This window comes from Enterococcus sp. DIV1315a, assembly GCF_051712325.1.
Lineage (GTDB): Bacteria > Bacillota > Bacilli > Lactobacillales > Enterococcaceae > Enterococcus > Enterococcus faecalis.
Map to the genome: position 1 here is coordinate 1,199,054 of NZ_JBIOOS010000001.1, position 19,474 is coordinate 1,218,527.

At 37.2% G+C, this 19,474-nt stretch carries 19 protein-coding genes and 1 other annotated feature; of the genes, 15 read left to right on the plus strand and 4 right to left on the minus strand.

The genetic code is table 11. The features are described from left to right. The first annotated feature begins 178 nt into the window (after positions 1 to 178). Positions 179 to 1,525, plus strand: coding sequence for an NADP-specific glutamate dehydrogenase (gene gdhA, locus IGJ03_RS05785; RefSeq protein ID WP_002360402.1), 1,347 nt, complete (start codon positions 179 to 181; stop codon positions 1,523 to 1,525). 181 nt (positions 1,526 to 1,706) lie between these two features. Then, positions 1,707 to 3,056 (plus strand): glucose-6-phosphate isomerase, encoded by a 1,350-nt coding sequence (locus IGJ03_RS05790; RefSeq protein ID WP_002357685.1) that lies wholly within the window; start codon positions 1,707 to 1,709, stop codon positions 3,054 to 3,056. Between the two features lie 65 nt (positions 3,057 to 3,121). Here the strand turns inward: IGJ03_RS05790 and IGJ03_RS05795 are convergent, their stop codons facing one another. Further along, positions 3,122 to 3,301 (minus strand): hypothetical protein, encoded by a 180-nt coding sequence (locus tag IGJ03_RS05795; protein ID WP_438711095.1) that lies wholly within the window; start codon positions 3,299 to 3,301, stop codon positions 3,122 to 3,124. 58 nt (positions 3,302 to 3,359) lie between these two features. Beyond that, positions 3,360 to 3,803, minus strand: coding sequence for a class Ib ribonucleoside-diphosphate reductase assembly flavoprotein NrdI (gene nrdI, locus IGJ03_RS05800; protein WP_375804719.1), 444 nt, complete (start codon positions 3,801 to 3,803; stop codon positions 3,360 to 3,362). A gap of 208 nt (positions 3,804 to 4,011) precedes the next feature. Then, positions 4,012 to 4,059: a sequence feature (sodium ion sensor (DUF1646 type); this cis-regulatory element may regulate processes involved in with the transportation of sodium ions), on the plus strand. Between the two features lie 116 nt (positions 4,060 to 4,175). On the opposite strand from nrdI, the gene IGJ03_RS05805 reads away from it, so the two are divergent. The 12 genes from IGJ03_RS05805 (at position 4,176) to IGJ03_RS05860 (ending at position 14,904) form a co-directional block, all read left to right on the plus strand. Then, positions 4,176 to 4,499: a V-type ATPase subunit F gene (locus IGJ03_RS05805; RefSeq protein ID WP_002381927.1), complete on the plus strand. Its 324-nt coding sequence runs from the start codon at positions 4,176 to 4,178 to the stop codon at positions 4,497 to 4,499. After that, on the plus strand, positions 4,489 to 6,468 hold the full coding sequence (locus IGJ03_RS05810) for a V-type ATP synthase subunit I (RefSeq protein WP_375804720.1): 1,980 nt from the start codon (positions 4,489 to 4,491) through the stop codon (positions 6,466 to 6,468). Before IGJ03_RS05805 ends, IGJ03_RS05810 begins: the two co-directional genes overlap by 11 nt. Before the next feature lie 27 nt (positions 6,469 to 6,495). Continuing rightward, positions 6,496 to 6,969, plus strand: a complete 474-nt coding sequence (locus IGJ03_RS05815) for a V-type ATP synthase subunit K (protein ID WP_002363905.1) — start codon at positions 6,496 to 6,498, stop codon at positions 6,967 to 6,969. 16 nt (positions 6,970 to 6,985) lie between these two features. Beyond that, entirely contained in the window at positions 6,986 to 7,567 is a 582-nt protein-coding gene (locus IGJ03_RS05820; RefSeq protein WP_002365627.1) for a V-type ATP synthase subunit E, read from the plus strand. Positions 7,568 to 7,583: 16 nt separating this feature from the next. After that, on the plus strand, positions 7,584 to 8,585 hold the full coding sequence (locus IGJ03_RS05825) for a V-type ATPase subunit (RefSeq protein ID WP_002363908.1): 1,002 nt from the start codon (positions 7,584 to 7,586) through the stop codon (positions 8,583 to 8,585). Continuing rightward, positions 8,575 to 8,886, plus strand: a complete 312-nt coding sequence (locus IGJ03_RS05830; RefSeq protein WP_002357676.1) for a V-type ATP synthase subunit F — start codon at positions 8,575 to 8,577, stop codon at positions 8,884 to 8,886. The genes IGJ03_RS05825 and IGJ03_RS05830 overlap by 11 nt, the downstream gene beginning before the upstream one ends. 17 nt (positions 8,887 to 8,903) lie before the next feature. Continuing rightward, positions 8,904 to 10,685 carry a V-type ATP synthase subunit A gene (locus IGJ03_RS05835; RefSeq protein WP_002377495.1) on the plus strand — a complete coding sequence of 594 codons (1,782 nt, stop codon included), beginning with the start codon at positions 8,904 to 8,906 and terminating at the stop codon, positions 10,683 to 10,685. Continuing rightward, positions 10,678 to 12,054 carry a V-type ATP synthase subunit B gene (locus IGJ03_RS05840; protein WP_002357674.1) on the plus strand — a complete coding sequence of 459 codons (1,377 nt, stop codon included), beginning with the start codon at positions 10,678 to 10,680 and terminating at the stop codon, positions 12,052 to 12,054. Before IGJ03_RS05835 ends, IGJ03_RS05840 begins: the two co-directional genes overlap by 8 nt. 4 nt (positions 12,055 to 12,058) lie before the next feature. After that, complete coding sequence (locus IGJ03_RS05845; RefSeq protein WP_002357673.1) at positions 12,059 to 12,694, plus strand: V-type ATP synthase subunit D; 636 nt, start codon at positions 12,059 to 12,061, stop codon at positions 12,692 to 12,694. 74 nt (positions 12,695 to 12,768) lie between these two features. After that, positions 12,769 to 13,158 (plus strand): hypothetical protein, encoded by a 390-nt coding sequence (locus IGJ03_RS05850; protein ID WP_002357671.1) that lies wholly within the window; start codon positions 12,769 to 12,771, stop codon positions 13,156 to 13,158. A 138-nt stretch (positions 13,159 to 13,296) separates the two neighbouring features. Continuing rightward, positions 13,297 to 13,806, plus strand: coding sequence for an RNA polymerase sigma factor (locus IGJ03_RS05855; protein ID WP_002378304.1), 510 nt, complete (start codon positions 13,297 to 13,299; stop codon positions 13,804 to 13,806). Continuing rightward, entirely contained in the window at positions 13,807 to 14,904 is a 1,098-nt protein-coding gene (locus IGJ03_RS05860) for a hypothetical protein (protein WP_375804663.1), read from the plus strand. A gap of 110 nt (positions 14,905 to 15,014) precedes the next feature. Here the strand turns inward: IGJ03_RS05860 and IGJ03_RS05865 are convergent, their stop codons facing one another. Both IGJ03_RS05865 and IGJ03_RS05870 read right to left on the minus strand, forming a co-directional pair. Continuing rightward, positions 15,015 to 15,902 carry a serine hydrolase gene (locus IGJ03_RS05865; protein WP_375804664.1) on the minus strand — a complete coding sequence of 296 codons (888 nt, stop codon included), beginning with the start codon at positions 15,900 to 15,902 and terminating at the stop codon, positions 15,015 to 15,017. Positions 15,903 to 16,056: 154 nt separating this feature from the next. Then, on the minus strand, positions 16,057 to 17,937 hold the full coding sequence (locus tag IGJ03_RS05870) for a fructose-1,6-bisphosphatase (RefSeq protein ID WP_086280626.1): 1,881 nt from the start codon (positions 17,935 to 17,937) through the stop codon (positions 16,057 to 16,059). 197 nt (positions 17,938 to 18,134) lie between these two features. On the opposite strand from IGJ03_RS05870, the gene lysA reads away from it, so the two are divergent. Beyond that, positions 18,135 to 19,445, plus strand: coding sequence for a diaminopimelate decarboxylase (lysA, locus tag IGJ03_RS05875; protein ID WP_002360386.1), 1,311 nt, complete (start codon positions 18,135 to 18,137; stop codon positions 19,443 to 19,445). The last annotated feature ends 29 nt before the right edge of the window (positions 19,446 to 19,474 follow it).

A 19,474-nucleotide genomic window follows, 5' to 3' on the forward strand; every position in this document is an offset into this window, starting at 1 on the left:
CAACAAATTTTTATCTTTGCTTACTAATTTTATATTACATACTTTACAAAAATATGTCAACGCTTTCATTAGCGCAATAAAAATGCAAAAAAGAAATAAATAAAAAAATAAACGTTTGACTATGGTAATTTTTGAATTTTCAGTTAAAATAAACCTATAACAATGAGAGGATGATTAAATGGACGCAAAACAATATGTTAAAAATATTCAAGAAAAGATTCACCAATTAGACCAAGGTCAAACAGAATATTTACAAGCAGTCGATGAGTTTTTACCAACCGTAGAAGGTTTTTTAGAAAAAAATCCTCAATACATTGAAGCAAATGTTTTAGGTGTCTTGATTGAACCTGAACGTATTTTTCAATTTCGTGTGCCGTGGCAAGATGACCAGGGCAATTGGCATGTGAACAGAGGCTATCGTGTCCAATATAATTCAGCGATTGGACCATACAAAGGTGGTTTGCGGTTTCATCCAAGTGTGAATTTAAGTGTGATGAAGTTTTTGGCCTTTGAACAAATTTTTAAAAATAGTTTAACTGGTTTGCCAATCGGTGGCGGCAAAGGCGGTAGTGATTTTGATCCAAAAGGTAAGTCAGATGCTGAAGTGATGCGCTTTTGTCAAAGTTTCATGACCGAGCTTCAAAAACATATTGGTCCAAGTACAGATGTTCCAGCAGGCGATATTGGCGTAGGCGCTCGTGAAATTGGTTATTTGTTTGGCATGTATAAACGCTTGCGCAACTATGATGCAGGAGTGTTGACTGGAAAACCTTTAGGATACTGGGGAAGCCAAGCAAGAACAGAAGCGACGGGTTATGGAACGGTTTATTTTGTTAAACATTTATTAGCAGATAAAAACGATACGTTTGAAGGCAAAAAAGTCGCTGTTTCTGGTAGCGGGAATGTCGCAATTTATGCCATGGAAAAAGCAACTGAGCTAGGCGCCACAGTAATCACATGTTCCGATTCGTCTGGTTTTGTTTATGATCCAGAAGGAATTGATGTGGCGTTAGTAAAAGAACTAAAAGAAAAAAATCGTGAACGCATTTCAAAATATGTTGAAACACGTAAAGGCGCAACTTATTATGATAAAGAATCTGTTTGGGATTTCGAAACAGCGTATGACATTGCGTTACCATGTGCAACACAAAATGAAATCAACGAAAAGCAAGCCGCTATTTTAGTGAAAAACGGAGTGAAAGTCGTGGCAGAAGGCGCAAATATGCCTTGTACACTAGAAGCAGTCGCCGTTTTTGCTAAATCAGCTGTAATTTATTGTCCAGGCAAAGCCGCTAATGCAGGTGGTGTTGCGGTTTCTGCATTAGAGATGAGCCAAAATGCTGAACGTTTAGCTTGGTCCTTTGAAAAAGTTGACGGTATGCTAGATCAAATTATGCAAAACATTTATGAGACTTGTCGTGATACAGCTAACGAATATCAGGCACGAGATAACTTTGTTTTAGGTGCGAATATTGCTGGCTTCGAAAAAGTAGCGGCAGCGATGCTAAGTCAAGGACTCGTTTAATAACAAAAAATGCTAGGATTTCCTAGCATTTTTTATTGGTTTGTTTGATTAAGAGAATAAATATCTCTAATTAAATAGTTAAAATTAAACAATTGGTCTATCCAAAAGAATTTGCTTGAAAAAATGTCTAAAAACACGTAAAGTATACATGTAGTAAGTTTACTTTCGAGGAGGAAAAGGAATGTCACACATTCAATTAGATTATTCCAAATTAGCACCATTTGTTGCTGACCATGAATTGGAATACATGCAAACACAAGTCACTGCAGTGGACAAAGCATTACGTGAAGGTACAGGAGCTGGTAATGATTTTACTGGCTGGATTGATTTACCAGAAAACTATGACAAAGAAGAATTCGCGCGCATTAAAAAAGCAGCAGCAAAAATTCAATCTGACTCTGAGGTATTAGTAGTCATTGGTATCGGTGGTTCATATTTAGGTGCCCGTGCAGCAATTGAATTTTTGACACATTCATTTAATAATCTATTATCAAAAGAAGAACGGAAAGCGCCACAAATCTTCTTTGCTGGAAATAGCATCAGCTCAACTTATTTAGCTGATTTAATCAATGTGATTGGTGATCGTGATTTTTCTGTCAACGTTATTTCAAAATCTGGAACGACGACAGAACCAGCGATTGCTTTCCGCGTCTTTAAAGAGTTATTAATTAATAAATATGGCAAAGAAGAAGCCAATAAACGTATTTATGCGACAACTGACCGTGCTAAAGGAGCAGTAAAAGTTGAAGCTGATGCGGAAGGTTGGGAAACATTTGTGATTCCTGATGATGTGGGCGGCCGTTTCACTGTTTTAACGCCAGTAGGTCTTTTACCAATTGCTGTTAGCGGTGCGGATATTGATCGTTTAATGGAAGGTGCAAATGATGCACGTAAAGAATACGGCGCAACGAGCGACTTAAAAGAAAACCAAGCCTATCAATATGCTGCGTTACGTAACATTTTATATCGTAAAGGCAAAACAACTGAAATGTTAATTAACTATGAGCCTGGCATGCACTATTTCTCTGAATGGTGGAAACAATTATACGGTGAATCAGAAGGAAAAGATGGCAAAGGTATTTTCCCAGCAGCCGCAGACTTTTCAACTGACTTACATTCCATGGGTCAATATGTTCAAGAAGGTATGCGTAACTTATTTGAAACAGTAGTTAAAATTGAAAATCCACGCCATAGCATTTCAATTCCAGAACAAAATGAAGACTTAGATGGCCTAGGCTATTTACAAGGAAAAGAAATTGACTTCGTCAATACAAAAGCGTTCGAAGGTACGTTGCTTGCTCACACAGATGGTGGTGTGCCAAACATGATCGTTAAAGTGCCAACAATGGATGCTTATTCATTAGGTTATGTTATGTACTTCTTCGAAATTGCGGTGGGTATCTCAGGTTACTTAAATGGGGTTAATCCATTTGATCAACCAGGTGTTGAAGCTTACAAACGCAACATGTTCGCTTTATTAGGTAAACCAGGATTTGAAGAATTAGCAAAAGATTTAAATGCACGTCTATAATTTGTAAATAACAGAAGAAAAGAGCCAGAAACGTAAGTGTTTCTGGCTCTTTTCTTCTGTTTAAATTATTTTTCCAAAGGTTCGTTCCATTTTTTAGGACTCCAAATGGTTCCTTCCAATGCAACTTGAAGACTTTCATTATCATCTTCTAATTGTTCAATATATTTGATGGTTTCCTCGATAATAAAAGAATTGGGTTCTTCGCTGATTGACTGAAGTTGTTCTACTAACCATGTATTTCTCATTTTTCTTCACCTCAAAATGTAGTCTATCATAGGTGAGCTTTTTAGTAATGAAACTTGCTTATTGGTTTTCCTTTAAAATAGCATAAATTCGTTCAATATCCGCTTGAGTACCTCTTAATTCATAGTCAGCTAAGAAGGGAAAGTTAAATTGTTCCGCATACTGTTTAGCTGTCAGGCAGTATTGGTGGTTAAAGTTTTTATTGCCGCTGCCCACCACGCCAGAGCAATAACGATAATTATTTTCAAAAGCAAGATATTCTCGCATGACTTCTGTTAAAATTTCGGTATTGCCGTTGTTGATGCCATCGCCACCATCTAAATAGGTAGGCACAAAAGTAAAAAATGGTTCTGTTTCTACTTCTAACGGAGAATTTTCCGAAATTTCTTTGAAAGTAATCGTAGGATTTTTTTCGTTGTGCTGATGTTGCTCTTCGGCATAAGCTGTTAAATGTTGAACAAATGAGCGTGTATTACCAGAGATTGAAATATATCGTATATTCATCAGAGATCCCTCCAAATAAATTTAATTGTTTACGTAAGTATAGCACATCTATGTGAAAAAAATTCAAGATCAATAATTATAAAGCGAAAAAAATAATGCCTTTTTATTACCTATTATAAAAGTGAAAATTTGTTATTTTAATTCATTTGGGTAAGTATTGAATTTTGCGAAAAACTTTGCTAAGATGGTAGAGTATTGAATAAAGAATGGTTGGGCGAAAGCTTCAAGGATTCAGTTCTTCAAGGGGTGAGAAGAACAATTTTTGAGTTTGCGCCTTTTTGCATACCTAAAACAAAAGGGCTGAGCGTATCTCTATTTCGCTAGTCCTTTTTCTTATATGCTAAAGGTGTAAAAAATAAGGAGGTGGAGACAATGGTACAAGAAGTACTAGAGCAAATCAAGGCAGCGGAGGATGCGGTGGAAGAGCATCGGCAACAAGCTAAGATGAATTGTCGTTTATATGAAGAACAGAAGCAAGAACGTTTAGCTGAACTACGTCAAGAGAGTGAAGAAGCTGTTGAAAAAGTGCTGACGGATTCACTAGCAACGCAAGAAAAGATGTTACAACTTGAAAAAGAACAACTTTTAGATGAAACAAAGCGCACTGAACAAGCGCTTCACGAACGTTACGAAGCGAACAAAGAACAAGTCATTGATTCAATTATTGAGAGGGTGAAAGACGTTTATGGCAGTTAGTAAAATGGAAAAAATGACAATAATTGCCGCTGCCGAAAAAGAAGCAGCAATTCTACAAGCCATTCAAGGCCTGCAAATTGTCGAAGTAAAACGGATTTTTCATTCGCCTGAAGAAGAACAAGCCTTAAAGAGTCAATATTCTTTTTTACAAGCAGAACAGTCAACTGAACAGCTACGTAAATATGAAACGATGCTACAACAATTACAAGAGCTTCTTTTATTTTTGACACGCTCTTCAGGAAAAGGCTTAAAGATAAAAAGAAAAGTCTACACCTTAGAAGAGTTGGAACAAACCTTTGATGAAGAAACATTACAAAGCTATTTGACGGAATTAAAGAATATTCAAGAATCTTTGAAACAAATTCAAACGGATCGTCAAGGGTTAGAAGCAGAAGAAGAATTATTAGGCCGCTGGCAATATCTGGATGTTCTACCACACAAACAGCAGTTAAAAAGTAGTCATGTCGTTCATGGTTCGATAAATCTAGCCAATAAAGCCAGTTTCTTGAGCGCTTTGTCTCAATGGCCAACGGTTTATTTTGAAGAAATTTATCAAAGTATGCATCATAGTTACTTTACACTCGTTTACCTGAAGGAACATCAGCAGAGTGTAACCGAGTTATTAAACCAATATAGTTTTGAACCACTCCAATACCGTTATGATGTTCCGCCTAAAGAGGCATATCAACAAGTCAAAGAACGATATGAAATTTTACAAAAAGAAGAAAAAGCCTTAAAGCAACAACTGGCTTCTTATCATGATTTCTATGAAACGTTTTGTTTGGCTGAAGAAGTCTTGTTGGCGGTTATCCAAAGAGAACAAGCACGTCAACATTTGTTAAATGCTTCATCATTTTTCATCTTGCAAACGTGGATTCCAGTCGAAGAAAAAGCCGATATTTTGACAGCGATTGAAGAAAAAGTTCCTAAGGACGAAATAGCTCTTACTTTTGAAAATCCTACGAAGGCGGAAATTGAGACGGATATACCAGTTAAACTAGCGAATAATAAATTGGTGCAGCCGTTTGAAATGTTAACAGAGATGTATAGCTTACCAAAATATGAAGAAGTTGATCCGACACCCGCGATGATGCCGTTTTATCTAGTCTTTTTTGGCATGATGGTAGCGGATATTGGCTATGGCTTACTGATGCTACTCTTGTCTATTATTGCGTTGAAAGCATTTGTGTTACCGAGAGGCATGAAACGTTTTGCCGACTTTTTCTTGATTTTATCATTTCCAACAATTATTTGGGGCTTCATTTACGGTTCGTTTTTCGGTGCGGCATTACCGCCAACAATGTTTGGAATCAAATCACCATTTCCGATTTTATCAACGACCGAAGATGTAAATACGATTCTTATTTTATCGGTTATTTTTGGGTTTATCCAATTGGTTGTCGGTTTAATGATTAATGGGATTCAGTTATCAAAACAAAAGCGCTATTTAGATAGTATTAACGAAAGTTACGCTTGGTTAGGGATTTTGTTTGGTTTAGCATTGTTAGTCGTTGGTAAATTAGTGGTTAAAAATGAAGGCTTATTTACAGCAGGTGCGATTTTAGCTAGCCTTTCTGCCATTGCAATTATTGTGATTCCAATGATTCAATCGAAGGCCAAATTAAAAGGCTTAGCCAAAGGACTGTATGGACTATACGGTGTGACAGGTTATGTCGGTGATTTAGTTAGTTATACACGTTTGATGGCGTTAGGAATTGCTGGGGGAAGTATTGCTTCAGCGTTTAATATGCTCGTAGAGTTCATGCCGCCAGTTGCCCGTTTTAGCGTGGGCATCTTGCTGTTAATTGTTTTACATGCGTTAAACATATTCTTATCGTTATTAGGTGCTTATGTTCATGGCGCACGTTTGCAATATGTTGAGTTCTTTGGAAAATTTTACACAGGCGGTGGCCGGGCGTTTAATCCGCTAAAAACAAAAGAAAAGTATGTCAATGTTGAGAAAAAATAGAAAATTATTTATTGGAGGAAAATAGAGATGATGGATTACTTAATTAATAATAATGGTGGAATTGTTTTTGCAGTATTAGGAATGGCAATGGCGACAATTTTTGCTGGGATTGGATCAGCCAAAGGGGTTGGCTTTACTGGGGAAGCAGCAGCAGCTTTAACGACGGAGCAGCCAGAAAAATTTGGTCAAGCGTTAATTTTACAGTTATTACCAGGTACACAAGGACTATACGGTTTCGTTATTGCTTTCTTAATTTATATTAACTTAGGAAACGATATGAGTATGGTTCAAGGATTGAACTATTTTGTAGCAGCTTTACCAATTGCTTTTGCAGGATTGTTCTCTGGGATTGCCCAAGGTCGTGTAGCCGCTGCGGGGATCCAAATTTTAGCGAAGAAACCAGAACATGCAACAAAAGGAATTATCTATGCTGCCATGGTTGAAACTTATGCCATCTTAGGGTTCGTAATTTCCTTCTTACTTGTATTGAACGTCAAATAATTGAGGAGGCAGATGGATGGATGCCATTGAAAAAATCATCAGTGAAATTAAGCAACAAGGAAAGCAAGAAGTCGAAGCCTATGTCACCAGTGAACAAACGCGCATCGATCAAGAATTCCAAGCAGCACAACAAGAAATTTTGCTGAAGCAAGAACATGAAATAGAAAAACGACAACAACAATTATTAAAAGAATTTAAACAACGCCAACAACGGCAAACACTAGAAATTCGTCAGGATGCATTAAATAAAAAACAAGCATATCTTAACCAATTATTTGACGAAGTGGTCTTAAAGATGAGTGAATGGTCAGCGGAAGAATTTCAACAATTCATGAAAGCACAATTAGGTTCACTTGAATTAACAGGAAAAGCAACCATTCTTTTAGGCGAGTATTCTCAAACGAAGGTGACGCAAGAATGGCTGACCGCCCTTTCTGATGCTACTGTTCAATGGGAGCTTTCAGAGGAAGTTGTTCCAAAAGAAAGTGGCTTTATCGTTGCAAAAGACGGTTTGGATTATAATTTTCTCTTTTCAGCATTAGTTGAAGAGATTCAAAAAACAGAAGGCTTTAAAGTAGCAGAAAAACTTTTCAGTTAAGAAGGGAGGACGTAGCATGAGAAAACCAACGTATCATCAAATTAATCCGCTGATTCGTTTAAAAGAAACGGAGCTGCTTTCTGAGCAACAGTTTCAACAACTTTTAGAAGCGGAAACAGTTGAAGACGTTAAAAATATGTTAAAAAGTACGGTTTATCAACCTTATTTAACCGAAACTTTTGAAGAAAAATTTGACTACCATTCTTCTGAAGCGCTGGGAAGTCTTTATCGCTGGTTATATGAAATGGCTCCAGAACCAGCTGTAGTAACGTTGTATACGATGCGTTTTACCTTCCATAACTTGAAAATTTTGACGAAAGCTGAGCGAACAGGTAAAGATTTTGATTATCTTTATTTAGAAGATGGTCGTTATTCTCTAAACACAGTCAAAAGTGCCATTCATACAAAAAACTCTTCCGAACTTGAACCAGCATTATTAGAAGTGATCCGTGATGTTTTTGCCTATCTGGAAGAAGGCGGTTTGCCGCAAGCAATTGATATCCTTTATGATCGAGCATTTTTACAGCAACAGCGAAAATTAGCGGATGAATTGGGGTATGAAGAGTTAACGAAGGAAGTCATCGCTTTTATTGATTTAACCAATCTATCAACGATGGCTAGAGGGATTGTTCAACATCAAAACAGTAACTTTTTATCAACCGTGCTTTCTAGCGCTGGCAGTCTCTCAAAGAAAGAACTGTTGACCTATGCGGAAAAGTCACTTGTAGAATTTACAGCATTTGTCAGAACAACGAATTACGGACAACTATTAGAAAAGATTATCAATAAAGAAACCAATGAATTAAATTTATTGGCTTTTGAAAAACTCAAAGATGATTACCTGACCTCAATGTATGAAAACGGTCGAACGGTTGCTTTTGGGCCGCTCCCATTACTAGCCTTTTTGAATGCGAAAGAAGTTGAATGGAAAAATTTGCGTTTAATTTTGGTCGGAAAACATAGTGGGTTTTCAAATGAAAAAATTCGAGAAAGGATGCGAAAAGTCAATGGGGTATAAAATTGGTGTCATTGGAGACAAAAATTCAATCTTACCATTTAAACTGTTTGGCTTTGAGGTCCATCATGCCATTTCAGAAATGCAAGTTAGAGAAGCCATTGAAACTATGGCAAAAAATAAGTTTGGGGTCATTTTCATAACGGAAGAAGCCTCTACTTTAGCAGAAGAAACGATTGAACGATACAAAGAACAAGTGACACCAGCGATTATTTTAATCCCAAGTCATAATGGTACAATCGGAATCGGTTTAAGTGAGATTGAAAAAAATGTTGAAAAAGCAATTGGACAAAATATTTTATAATGCAAAGGAGAATGAGCGTGCAAATTGGAAAAATTGTCAAAGTTTCAGGTCCTTTGATTTTAGCTGAAAACATGTCAGATGCTAGTATCCAAGACATTTGTCATGTGGGAGATTTAGGCGTTATCGGAGAGATTATTGAAATGCGAGGCGACGTCGCTTCGATTCAAGTATATGAAGAAACAACAGGCATTGGACCAGGAGAACCAGTTATTTCAACAGGAGAACCATTATCTGTTGAATTAGCCCCAGGTTTAATTGCCGAAATGTTTGATGGTATTCAACGACCATTGGATACATTTCAAGAAGTAACCCACAGTAACTTTTTAGGCCGTGGCGTTAAAATTGATGCATTAGATCGTGAGAAAAAATGGACGTTTGAACCGACTGTGGCAGTTGGTGAAGAAGTGTCGGCAGGTGACATCGTCGGTGTGGTTCAAGAAACACCGATTATTCAACATAAAATTATGGTGCCTTTCGGCGTTTCAGGAACGATTGTCGAAATTAAAGCAGGTGACTTTGCCATTGATGAAACAGTTTACTCAGTGAAAACGGCTAAAGGAACGGAAAGTTTTAGCATGATGCAAAAATGGCCCGTTCGGCGGGGACGTCCCATTTTAGAAAAACTAAGTCCCAAAGTACCGATGGTGACCGGACAACGCGTAATTGATACCTTTTTCCCAATTACGAAAGGCGGAGCGGCAGCAGTTCCAGGACCATTTGGCGCTGGAAAAACAGTCGTTCAGCACCAAATTGCTAAGTGGGCCGATGTCGACTTAGTCGTTTACGTTGGTTGTGGGGAACGCGGGAATGAAATGACAGATGTTTTAAATGAATTTCCAGAATTAATTGATCCAACAACTGGTGAGTCTTTGATGAATCGGACGATTTTAATTGCGAATACGTCAAATATGCCGGTGGCGGCACGGGAAGCCTCGATTTATACAGGGATTACCATTGCAGAATATTTCCGTGATATGGGTTACTCAGTCGCAATTATGGCGGATTCTACTTCTCGTTGGGCAGAAGCGTTACGAGAAATGAGTGGCCGATTAGAAGAAATGCCTGGTGATGAAGGCTATCCAGCCTATTTAGGTAGCCGCTTAGCTGAATATTATGAACGAGCAGGACAAGTCATCGCGTTAGGAAAAGATCATCGTGAAGGAAGCATTACAGCGATTAGTGCGGTTTCGCCATCTGGTGGGGACATATCAGAACCTGTCACCCAAAATACGTTACGCGTTGTTAAAGTATTCTGGGGCTTAGATTCTCAATTAGCACAAAAACGTCATTTTCCTTCTATTAACTGGTTGCAAAGTTATTCTCTTTACTCCACAGAAGTAGGGCAATATTTAGACTTGGAATTGCAAGGAAACTGGGCCGCTATGGTAGCTGAAGGGATGCGGATTTTACAAGAGGAATCTCAACTGGAAGAAATTGTTCGCTTGGTTGGGATTGATTCCTTGTCGGATAAAGACCGTTTAACGTTGGAAACAGCCAAATCATTACGGGAAGACTATTTGCAACAAAATGCTTTTGATGACGTGGATACGTTCACTTCTCGAACCAAACAAGCGAAAATGTTGCAATTGATTCTAACTTTTGGTGAAGAAGGTCAAAAAGCCTTAAGTTTAGGCACTTATTTCTCTGAGTTAATGGCGGGAACAGTTGAAATCCGTGATCGCATTGCTCGTAGCAAGTATTTACCAGAAGAAGAATTAGAAAAATTGGATCGTTTACAAGCAGAAATTAAAACAACGATAAAAGAAATCATTGCTGAAGGAGGAATGACGAATGATTAAAGAATATCGCACAATCAATGAAGTCGTTGGTCCTCTGATGATTGTTGAAAAAGTGGCAGGCGTAAAGTACGAAGAATTAATTGAAGTACGCATGCAAAATGGCGAAATTCGCCAAGGGCAAGTTTTAGAAATCAATGGAGATAAAGCGATGGTCCAAATTTTTGAAGGAACGAGTAACATCAATATTCGTGATTCAAAAGTTCGCTTTCTGGGACATCCTTTAGAATTAGGGGTTTCACCAGATATGATGGGGCGCGTTTTTGACGGCTTAGGTCGCTTAAAAGATAATGGACCAGAATTATTACCTGAGAAAAAATTAGATATTAACGGCGAAGTTATCAATCCAGTCGCTCGTGATTATCCCGATGAGTTCATCCAAACAGGGATTTCAGCGATTGACCATTTAAATACCTTAGTTCGTGGTCAAAAATTACCTGTTTTTTCAGCATCTGGCTTACCTCATAAAGAATTAGCGGCGCAAATTGCCAGACAAGCCAACGTGTTAAATAGTGAAGAAGAATTTGCCGTAGTTTTTGCGGCCATTGGGATTACCTTTGAAGAAGCGGAATATTTTATGGAAGATTTCCGTCAAACAGGCGCAATTGATCGTTCAGTCTTGTTTATGAACTTAGCGAATGATCCAGCCATTGAACGGATTGCAACGCCTAGAATGGCTTTGACAGCCGCTGAATATTTAGCTTATGAAAAGGGCATGCATGTCTTAGTTATCATGACGGATATGACCAATTATTGCGAAGCGTTGCGAGAAATTTCAGCAGCACGCCGTGAAGTTCCAGGACGTCGTGGTTACCCAGGTTATCTTTACACGAACTTAGCAACGTTGTATGAACGGGCAGGACGAATTCGTGGCTCAAAAGGTTCCGTAACACAGATTCCTATTTTAACAATGCCAGAGGAGGATAAAACACATCCAATTCCCGATTTAACTGGCTATATTACAGAAGGGCAAATTATCTTGTCCCGGGAACTATATAAGAGCGGTATCCAACCACCAATTGATGTCTTGCCATCACTTTCCCGTCTTAAAGACAAAGGAACTGGTGAAGGCAAAACGCGCGGGGATCATGCAGCGACGATGAATCAATTGTTCTCAGCCTATGCACAAGGGAAACAAGCCAAAGAATTAGCTGTCATTTTAGGAGAATCAGCTCTTTCCGATGTCGATAAAATTTACGCAGCTTTTGCCCAACGTTTTGAAGAAGAATATGTCAATCAAGGATTCGATACAAACCGTTCGATTGAAGAAACGTTAGATCTTGGGTGGGAACTATTAAGTATGCTACCGAGAACAGAACTAAAACGAATTAAAGAGGATATGCTCGATCAATATTTAACTGAAGGGAAGTAGAAAAATGGCTCGATTAAATGTTAATCCAACCCGTATGGAACTTTCCCGATTGAAAAAACAGTTAACTACGGCCACGAGAGGTCATAAGTTGCTGAAAGACAAACAAGATGAATTGATGCGACGGTTTATTGCGCTAGTCAAAGAAAACAATGAGTTACGTATTCAGGTTGAACAAGAAGTGACGGATGCGTTATCAAATTTTGTATTGGCAAACGCAACGTTGAACGAAGCCTTTATTGAAGAGTTAGTGGCAATTCCAGCCGAAAAAGTTGAATTAGAAATTATTGAACAGAACATCTTAAGTGTGCCAGTTCCTAAAATGATTTTTGATTACGATGAATCGGTTCAAGAAGCACCCTTAGATTATGGCTACGTGAATTCAAACAGCGAGCTTGATCAAGCTTTTGCTAAAATTTCAAGCATTTTACCGAAATTATTAGCACTTGCAAATGTTGAAAAGACGTGCCAATTATTATCAAAAGAAATTGAAAAAACGCGTCGTCGTGTCAACGCCTTAGAGTACATGACGATTCCACAATTAGAAGAAACAATTTACTACATTCAAATGAAATTAGAAGAAAATGAACGTGGCGAAATTACGCGTCTAATTAAAATTAAAAGCATGAACAAAGAAAATTAGTGGTTAGAAAGAACGAGTGCGAAGCCAGTTGGTAGCTTTCGTGCTCGTTTTTAATAAAAAAGGGAGTGGAAAAAATGAAAAATGAAGAACGCCGCAAAGCGATTGCACTGAATTGTCAAAAGTACGAAAGTGACTATGCTCGCTTGGTGGAACCAATCAATGAGCTACTGTTAAACTTGGGAGCGGCTATTTCAGAAGAAGCCGCGAAGCAAATCATTCTGAATGTAAAACGATATCATCACGGCGTGAAATATCTTCCTGAGTGTCATTTAGATGAAAGTAACCAATTTATCGAAGATGGGCTTGAAGCTCTTAAAAAGGGAGATTTAGGCAACGGTGCGTTACAACTATTTGGGGCCGGCTTAAACTTTGCTAGTTTTGCAGCAAAAGCACAAGGAACCAAAAAAATTGATGCCCACCAAATGTTGGCAGAACGTTTTACGAAGTTGTTGTCTGTAAAGTAGCCAGCTACTCATTGTGGATTTTAGTATCTGGGACAGTAGTCAAAATGACTTTTGTCCCAGATATTTTTTTTATAAAAATATGAAACCTTTTACAGATACTTAACGTCTAATAGTTAGTTAAATGAAAAGAGGTGTTTTATGGATAAAATTTCAACAAAAAAATTAGTTCAGAAAGCAAAAAAAGGAGATGGACAAGCATTTGTTCACCTTTGTCAAAAATATGAAACAGTTTTATACAATGCTGCATATAAAATGCTATTAAACGAAGTCGACGTTGCTGATTGTTTACAAGAAACTGAACTATGTGCATGGGAAAAAATAACAACATTAAAAAATGAACATGCGTTTAATTCATGGATTTTTAAAATAATGTTAAACCAAGTTCAAAATATTTTTAGAGAAAAGCAGAGAACAACTCACTGGATGGATACTTATTCTTCTGTTCCTGCTTTTGATGATTTATATGATTTGGATAAAGGATTACATAAATTACCTGATAATTATCGCGTTCCGCTAGTTATGTACTATTATGTTGGCTTTAGTATAAAAGAAATCGCTCAGCAACTTGATGTTTCAACAAATACCATCAAAATTCGTCTTTCTCGTGGTCGAAAAAAATTAAGGACATATTTAAAGGAGACATGGTAAATGGATAGAAAACGAAGTGATATATTAAAATATGAAAAAAAGATGCCTTTAGAAACAGTGGAACGTTTAAACATTCAAAGAACTAAGATATTAATGGGAGAAATAAAACAATACAGACAGCCAAAGAAAAAGATATCGCGTAAACATTTAATTATAGGGCTAATTAGTATTGCTACCACTTTTACTTTGATAGTAAAAACACCCATTGGACGTGCCATAGAAGAGGTATTGGGGATTAGTCAAGATACAGGTGTTCAAACAGTAGAATCTTCTGGTGTTCCAACAAAACTAGAATTGCGGAGTGTACAAAATGAGCGAGAAATCGTATTAACAAAATTTGTATCGACAAAAAATAAAATGGCGTTTGATTATCAATTTAAGATTAAAGATCAAAAATTAAAAGAGTTATTACAGAAAAAAATCGCTAGAAATAATTATTCTCAAGATATTCAACTAGGGTTATTTAGAGAAGGAAGCAAAGAAGATTTATTTGGGGGTGTAAGTTCAACATCGTTATATAGAATCGAGAAGGATGTTTTTTATGGTTCAGTGATTTCAACTTTCAATAAGCAAAAACTTGTTAGTCAAGATCAATTAACGCTCCATATCTACCGATTAGCTTGGGAAGATCAAGAACAGCATGATAATGAATTAAAAGAAGCAATCAAAGCAAGTAGCCGATCTTTTAGTGTTGAGAATGCATTAGAGTATCAAGGCGATTGGACGTTTAAAATTCCTTACCAATCCATTATGAAAGAAACGATACCTAGCATTAAAAACGTGAAAAAAATTAAAAATATTAAGGCCCAAAGTGATGCGCTTCAAACTACGCTGATTATGGATGTTCCAAATCCAGAAAAAAATAAAAAAAGTCGTGATATTCTAATTTCAGTTTATAAAAACGGTCTTGAGATACCTATTGCACGTCAAATTGGTAGTGGCTTTAATAAAGGGGAAGATGCTACAATTAACATTTCTTTTGACTTAAGTAGTTTGGATCATAAGTCATTGTATAAAGTAATCGTTAGAAATTCTTATGAAGATGATGCAGCAGGAAAAGAATTAGGTTCGTTGGAGTTAAAAAATACTCAGAAATAATTGCTAAAAAGGTTATGGGAAATACAAATATTTTAATTAATATAACTACTAATAAAAGCATCTTTTTTATTGAGCGTTGTCATTAAAAAAAGATGCTTTTATTTTCATTATCAATGGTTATCATTAGGATATTCAGACACCTGTAATTGCCATAGCTTATCTGTCACTGAAGCAATAAACGCAGCACTCTTAGCATTATCAGGTCCTTTAGTAAAAATTGCTAAAGCAAAGGGATGAGGTGTTTCTAAAATCCCCATATCATGAATAAATTCATCATAGGAACCAATTTTATGAGCAACTTTTCCTTGAGTTGTGGGAGTTTCCATTCTTTCATGGAAAACACTTTGTTTCATAGAATCATAAATCGTTTGGTAATCTGGTTTTGTTGCTTTTTCAGTATATAATTTTTGTAGAATAACAAGCGCATCTTCAGAAGAAAATTGTGGCTCTTCAATCGAAGGTGTCTTGTGCAAATAACGCTGATACATTTCTCGTTTTGCTTTTGCATCACCACCCAATGTATCATAGAGCATATTTTTAGCGATATTATCAGAATAGGTGATGGCATATTCTTGTAACGTTTTTAATGGATATTCTGGTTGGATATTATAGGCAATGATCCCAGTTCCTTCTTCATAATCTTCTTCAGCGTTATAAGGAATCAGGTCTGTCCATTTTTTTTGACCAGAAGCAACCGTGTCGGCGACTAGCATCGTCAGTGGTACTTTAATAGTACTAGCTGTATAAAATTCATGTTGGCCATTCACGGAACGTTGTTCGCCAGTTTCCAAATCCAAATAACTAATCCCGACCATTCCTTCAAATTCTTTGACAGAAGCGACGAGCAGGTCATTTATTTTATCAAAAAATACTGTATTTGCTGAATTATTTTCTTCCTTGTCTTTCGTATGCTTCTCATGTTTGGCGGAATCAATTGTAACTTTTTGTTCAGATTCTTTGGCATAATCTTCGCCACGACTTGAGAAGAAGAAGCCCACAATTAGGAAAAAGCAAAGAAAGAAAATGGTGCCGTAAAGTGAGAGTTGCTGTTTCTTCAATGTAAAACCCTTTCCGTTTCTCTAATAGATATTTTTCTCAACTCCTCCATTTAATCATTTTTCGGATAAGAGCGCAAGCGTCTTTTTAACGGCACTACTGGTTTTGTTTCATTTGTTTTTGGAGTGCTTGCGATTGCTTTAATAGCTCTTTGCCGATAGTGGTATCTTTCACCAATAGCCGCTGTAAGGGGCGATCGATGACTTGTTTGATGGAATGAATGTCTTGATTATTTAAAATGGCTGTTTCTTTACTAGAAAAAGATTTATGCGCGGTCAGTTGTAAACCAAACGAGTTGTACAACAATGTATAACCAGCAATTCCAGTAATTGTCTGATAAGATTTTGAAAAGCCGCCGTCAATTACGAGAAGCGTGCCATTTGCTTTGATTGGCGATTCGCCTTTTGTTCGTTTAACTGGTGTATGGCCATTAATGATATGTCGATTTTCACCAGTCACTTCAAATTCATCTAGGATTCTTTCACAAACTTCAACCGTATCACGCAAAGAGTAATAAGGATTCTTTTCTTCGTAATGTGTTTCTTTTTCAGCGAGAAAATAACGCTCAAAGGTTTTCATAGCTCGTTTGCCAAATAATGAGGAACCTTCGCCACACCAAAGATACCATAAACAATCTGTTGCATAGTCATCTGTACTAGCAGGCTGAGCATAAGCTTCTTCTAACATTTTCTGAAAGAAGTCTACTAAAGCTTTTCCTGAATAGGAGTGGCCTTTAAATGTGTAAGCTTGAAAAGTACCGTCCGCATTCAGAGGCAGACAGCCATGAATCAATAAATTTTGATTATACACAAGGTAAAGAGAAGCTTTTTCCATTAGAAAGCGCATGTGTTTTGTTAACCGCGGTGAAGACTGAAATTGCGTTAATAAATCATCAATTATCTGTTTTTCCTCACGTGTTAATTGGTAAGGCTGCTCTTCAGAAACGGTTTGGAAACAGCTGTTAATTAATGTATAACGACATTCGTCAAAAGTAATAGTTTCCCCTTGAATCTTATCTAAGCGTAGCCGATGTGCCAAGTTAAAATCAGGGCGTCGACCAATAATTTGGCCTTCTAGTTTTTCTTGAATAATGGCAATGGCTTGTTGCACACGCATCGCTACTTGTTTTTCAGCTTCAGTTAACGCACGATAGGGATTTTTCTTGGGTGCAAAAGCAGGATTTTCTTTATACGTTTCTAAACTAAATTTTTTTAAGGCGGTTAAATCGATAGCATAACGTTCTTCTAACAAATCTAAATTTCCATAGCGAGCACAAATACGTACTACATTGGCTAAACAAGCCAGTGAACCACTATAAGCAGCCAGCCAAATCATATCATGATTGCCTAGTTGAATATCCAAGGAGTGATAGGACATTAATCGGTCCATAATTTTATCTGGTGCTGGCCCCCGGTCATAGATATCCCCAATAACATGTAGGTGATCGATAATCAGACGTTGGATTAGATAAGCTAATTCTGTCACGAAACGTTTGGCTTCACCTAGTAAAATAATTTTTTCAATAATTTGTTGATAGTAACCGTTTTTGGTTGTTGTTTCATCATATTGATAAATCAATTCTTCGAGAATATACCCATAGGTTTCAGGAAGGGCTTTGCGAACTTTAGAACGTGTGTACTTCATCGAAGAAGAACGGACGATTTCAACCAGACGGCGAATCGTTAATAGCCACCATTCATAAGAGAGGGCGCTTTCATTTTCTAAAAGGGTTAATTTTTCTTCTGGATAGTAGATAATAAAACAAAGCTCGTCCATCTGATGGGCATTTAATTCTTGTTTAAATAAAAATTGAACTTTTTCTCGAATTCGCCCAGAACCATTTCTTAAAATATGGTCAAAAGCTTCAAATTCACCATGTAAATCACTGACAAAATGTTCTGTTCCTTTCGGTAAATTCAAAATTGCTTCCAAATTAATAATTTCTTCAATTTGTTGATCGCGGTTCAGTGTAGCCAAGTCATCTGCCTTCTTTCTTTTTCGTATATACCAATTTTTATTTAAAAGATTAAAGTCTTGATAATAAAGGTTTTTTATTCGTATGCCAATTATTGTAGGCTATTTGGCGAAAAAAAGCAACAGGAGAAAGTCAGAGAAAAATGTGGAAAATTATAGGAAGCTACTGGGTTTTATGCTATGATTTTTAATAAAACAAAATGAAGGGGCGGGAAAACATGTTATTTGGTACAGCAAAAATGAATCGGGAAAATCATTTAGAAATCGGTGGTTGTGACACCGTAAAGTTGGCGCAAAAATTCGGGACGCCGTTATTTGTCTATGATGTCGCTCATATTCGCGCGCAGGCACGTGGTTTTAAACAAACGTTAAATCAATTAGGTATCAAAAATAAAGTGGTTTATGCAAGTAAAGCATTTAGTTGTTTAGCTATTTATCAAGTGTTAAAGGAAGAAGATATTGCTTGTGATGTTGTCTCTGGTGGAGAACTATTCACAGCTTTAAAAGGGGGCATGGAGCCAGCGGAAATTGAGTTCCATGGAAATAATAAAACCCCTGAAGAATTACGTTATGCTTTGGATAACAAAATAGGTACAATTGTCATTGATAATTTTTACGAAATTGACTTGTTGGAAGAATTATTAGCTACACGAAACCAAACACAAAAAGTTCTTTTTCGGGTGAGTCCTGGCGTGGATGCAGAAACACATGATTACATTTTGACAGGCCAAGAAGATTCAAAATTTGGTTTTGATGTTGCAAGTGGCCAGGCAACAGAAGCACTCGTTCGTCTTTTATCAAACCCCTCTTTTGATGTACAAGGGGTCCATTGCCATATTGGCTCGCAAATTTTTGCTGTGGAAGGCTTTTTAGCTGCTGTTGAAAAAATGTTCACTATTTTAGAAGACTGGCGGCAAGTCCATCAATTTACAGCACGTGTTTTAAATATGGGTGGTGGTTTTGGTGTGCAGTACACGCAGCAAGATGAGCCATTAGCACCAGCAACATTTGTTGAAAAAATTGTTTATTCCTTGAAAGGTCATTGTGAACAATTAGGGTATCCACTGCCTGAGCTTTGGATTGAACCAGGCCGCAGTTTAATTGCCGAAGCGGGCACAACGATATATACAGTTGGCGCGCAAAAAGAGGTTCCTGGTGTTCGTCATTTTGTTTCCGTAGATGGTGGCATGGGTGATAATATACGGCCTGCTTTGTATCAAGCGGTTTATGATGGATTTCTAGCGAATCGTGAGGGGCATGATTCAGTCAAGAAAGTCACAGTGGTTGGTAAATATTGCGAATCAGGAGATGTCTTACTTCGAGATATTTTATTGCCAGAAGTTAAAGCAGGGGATTTATTGGCCATTAGTAGTACGGGGGCTTACGGTTATTCAATGGCAAGTAATTACAACCGAAATCCTCGACCAGCGGTGGTTTTTGTCGAAGATGGACAAGCAAAATTAGTTGCTCGCCGTGAGACATATGAAGATATGACAACGTTGGATTGTTGATAGATTAAAAGTAGCCGCCTCTTTTTGAG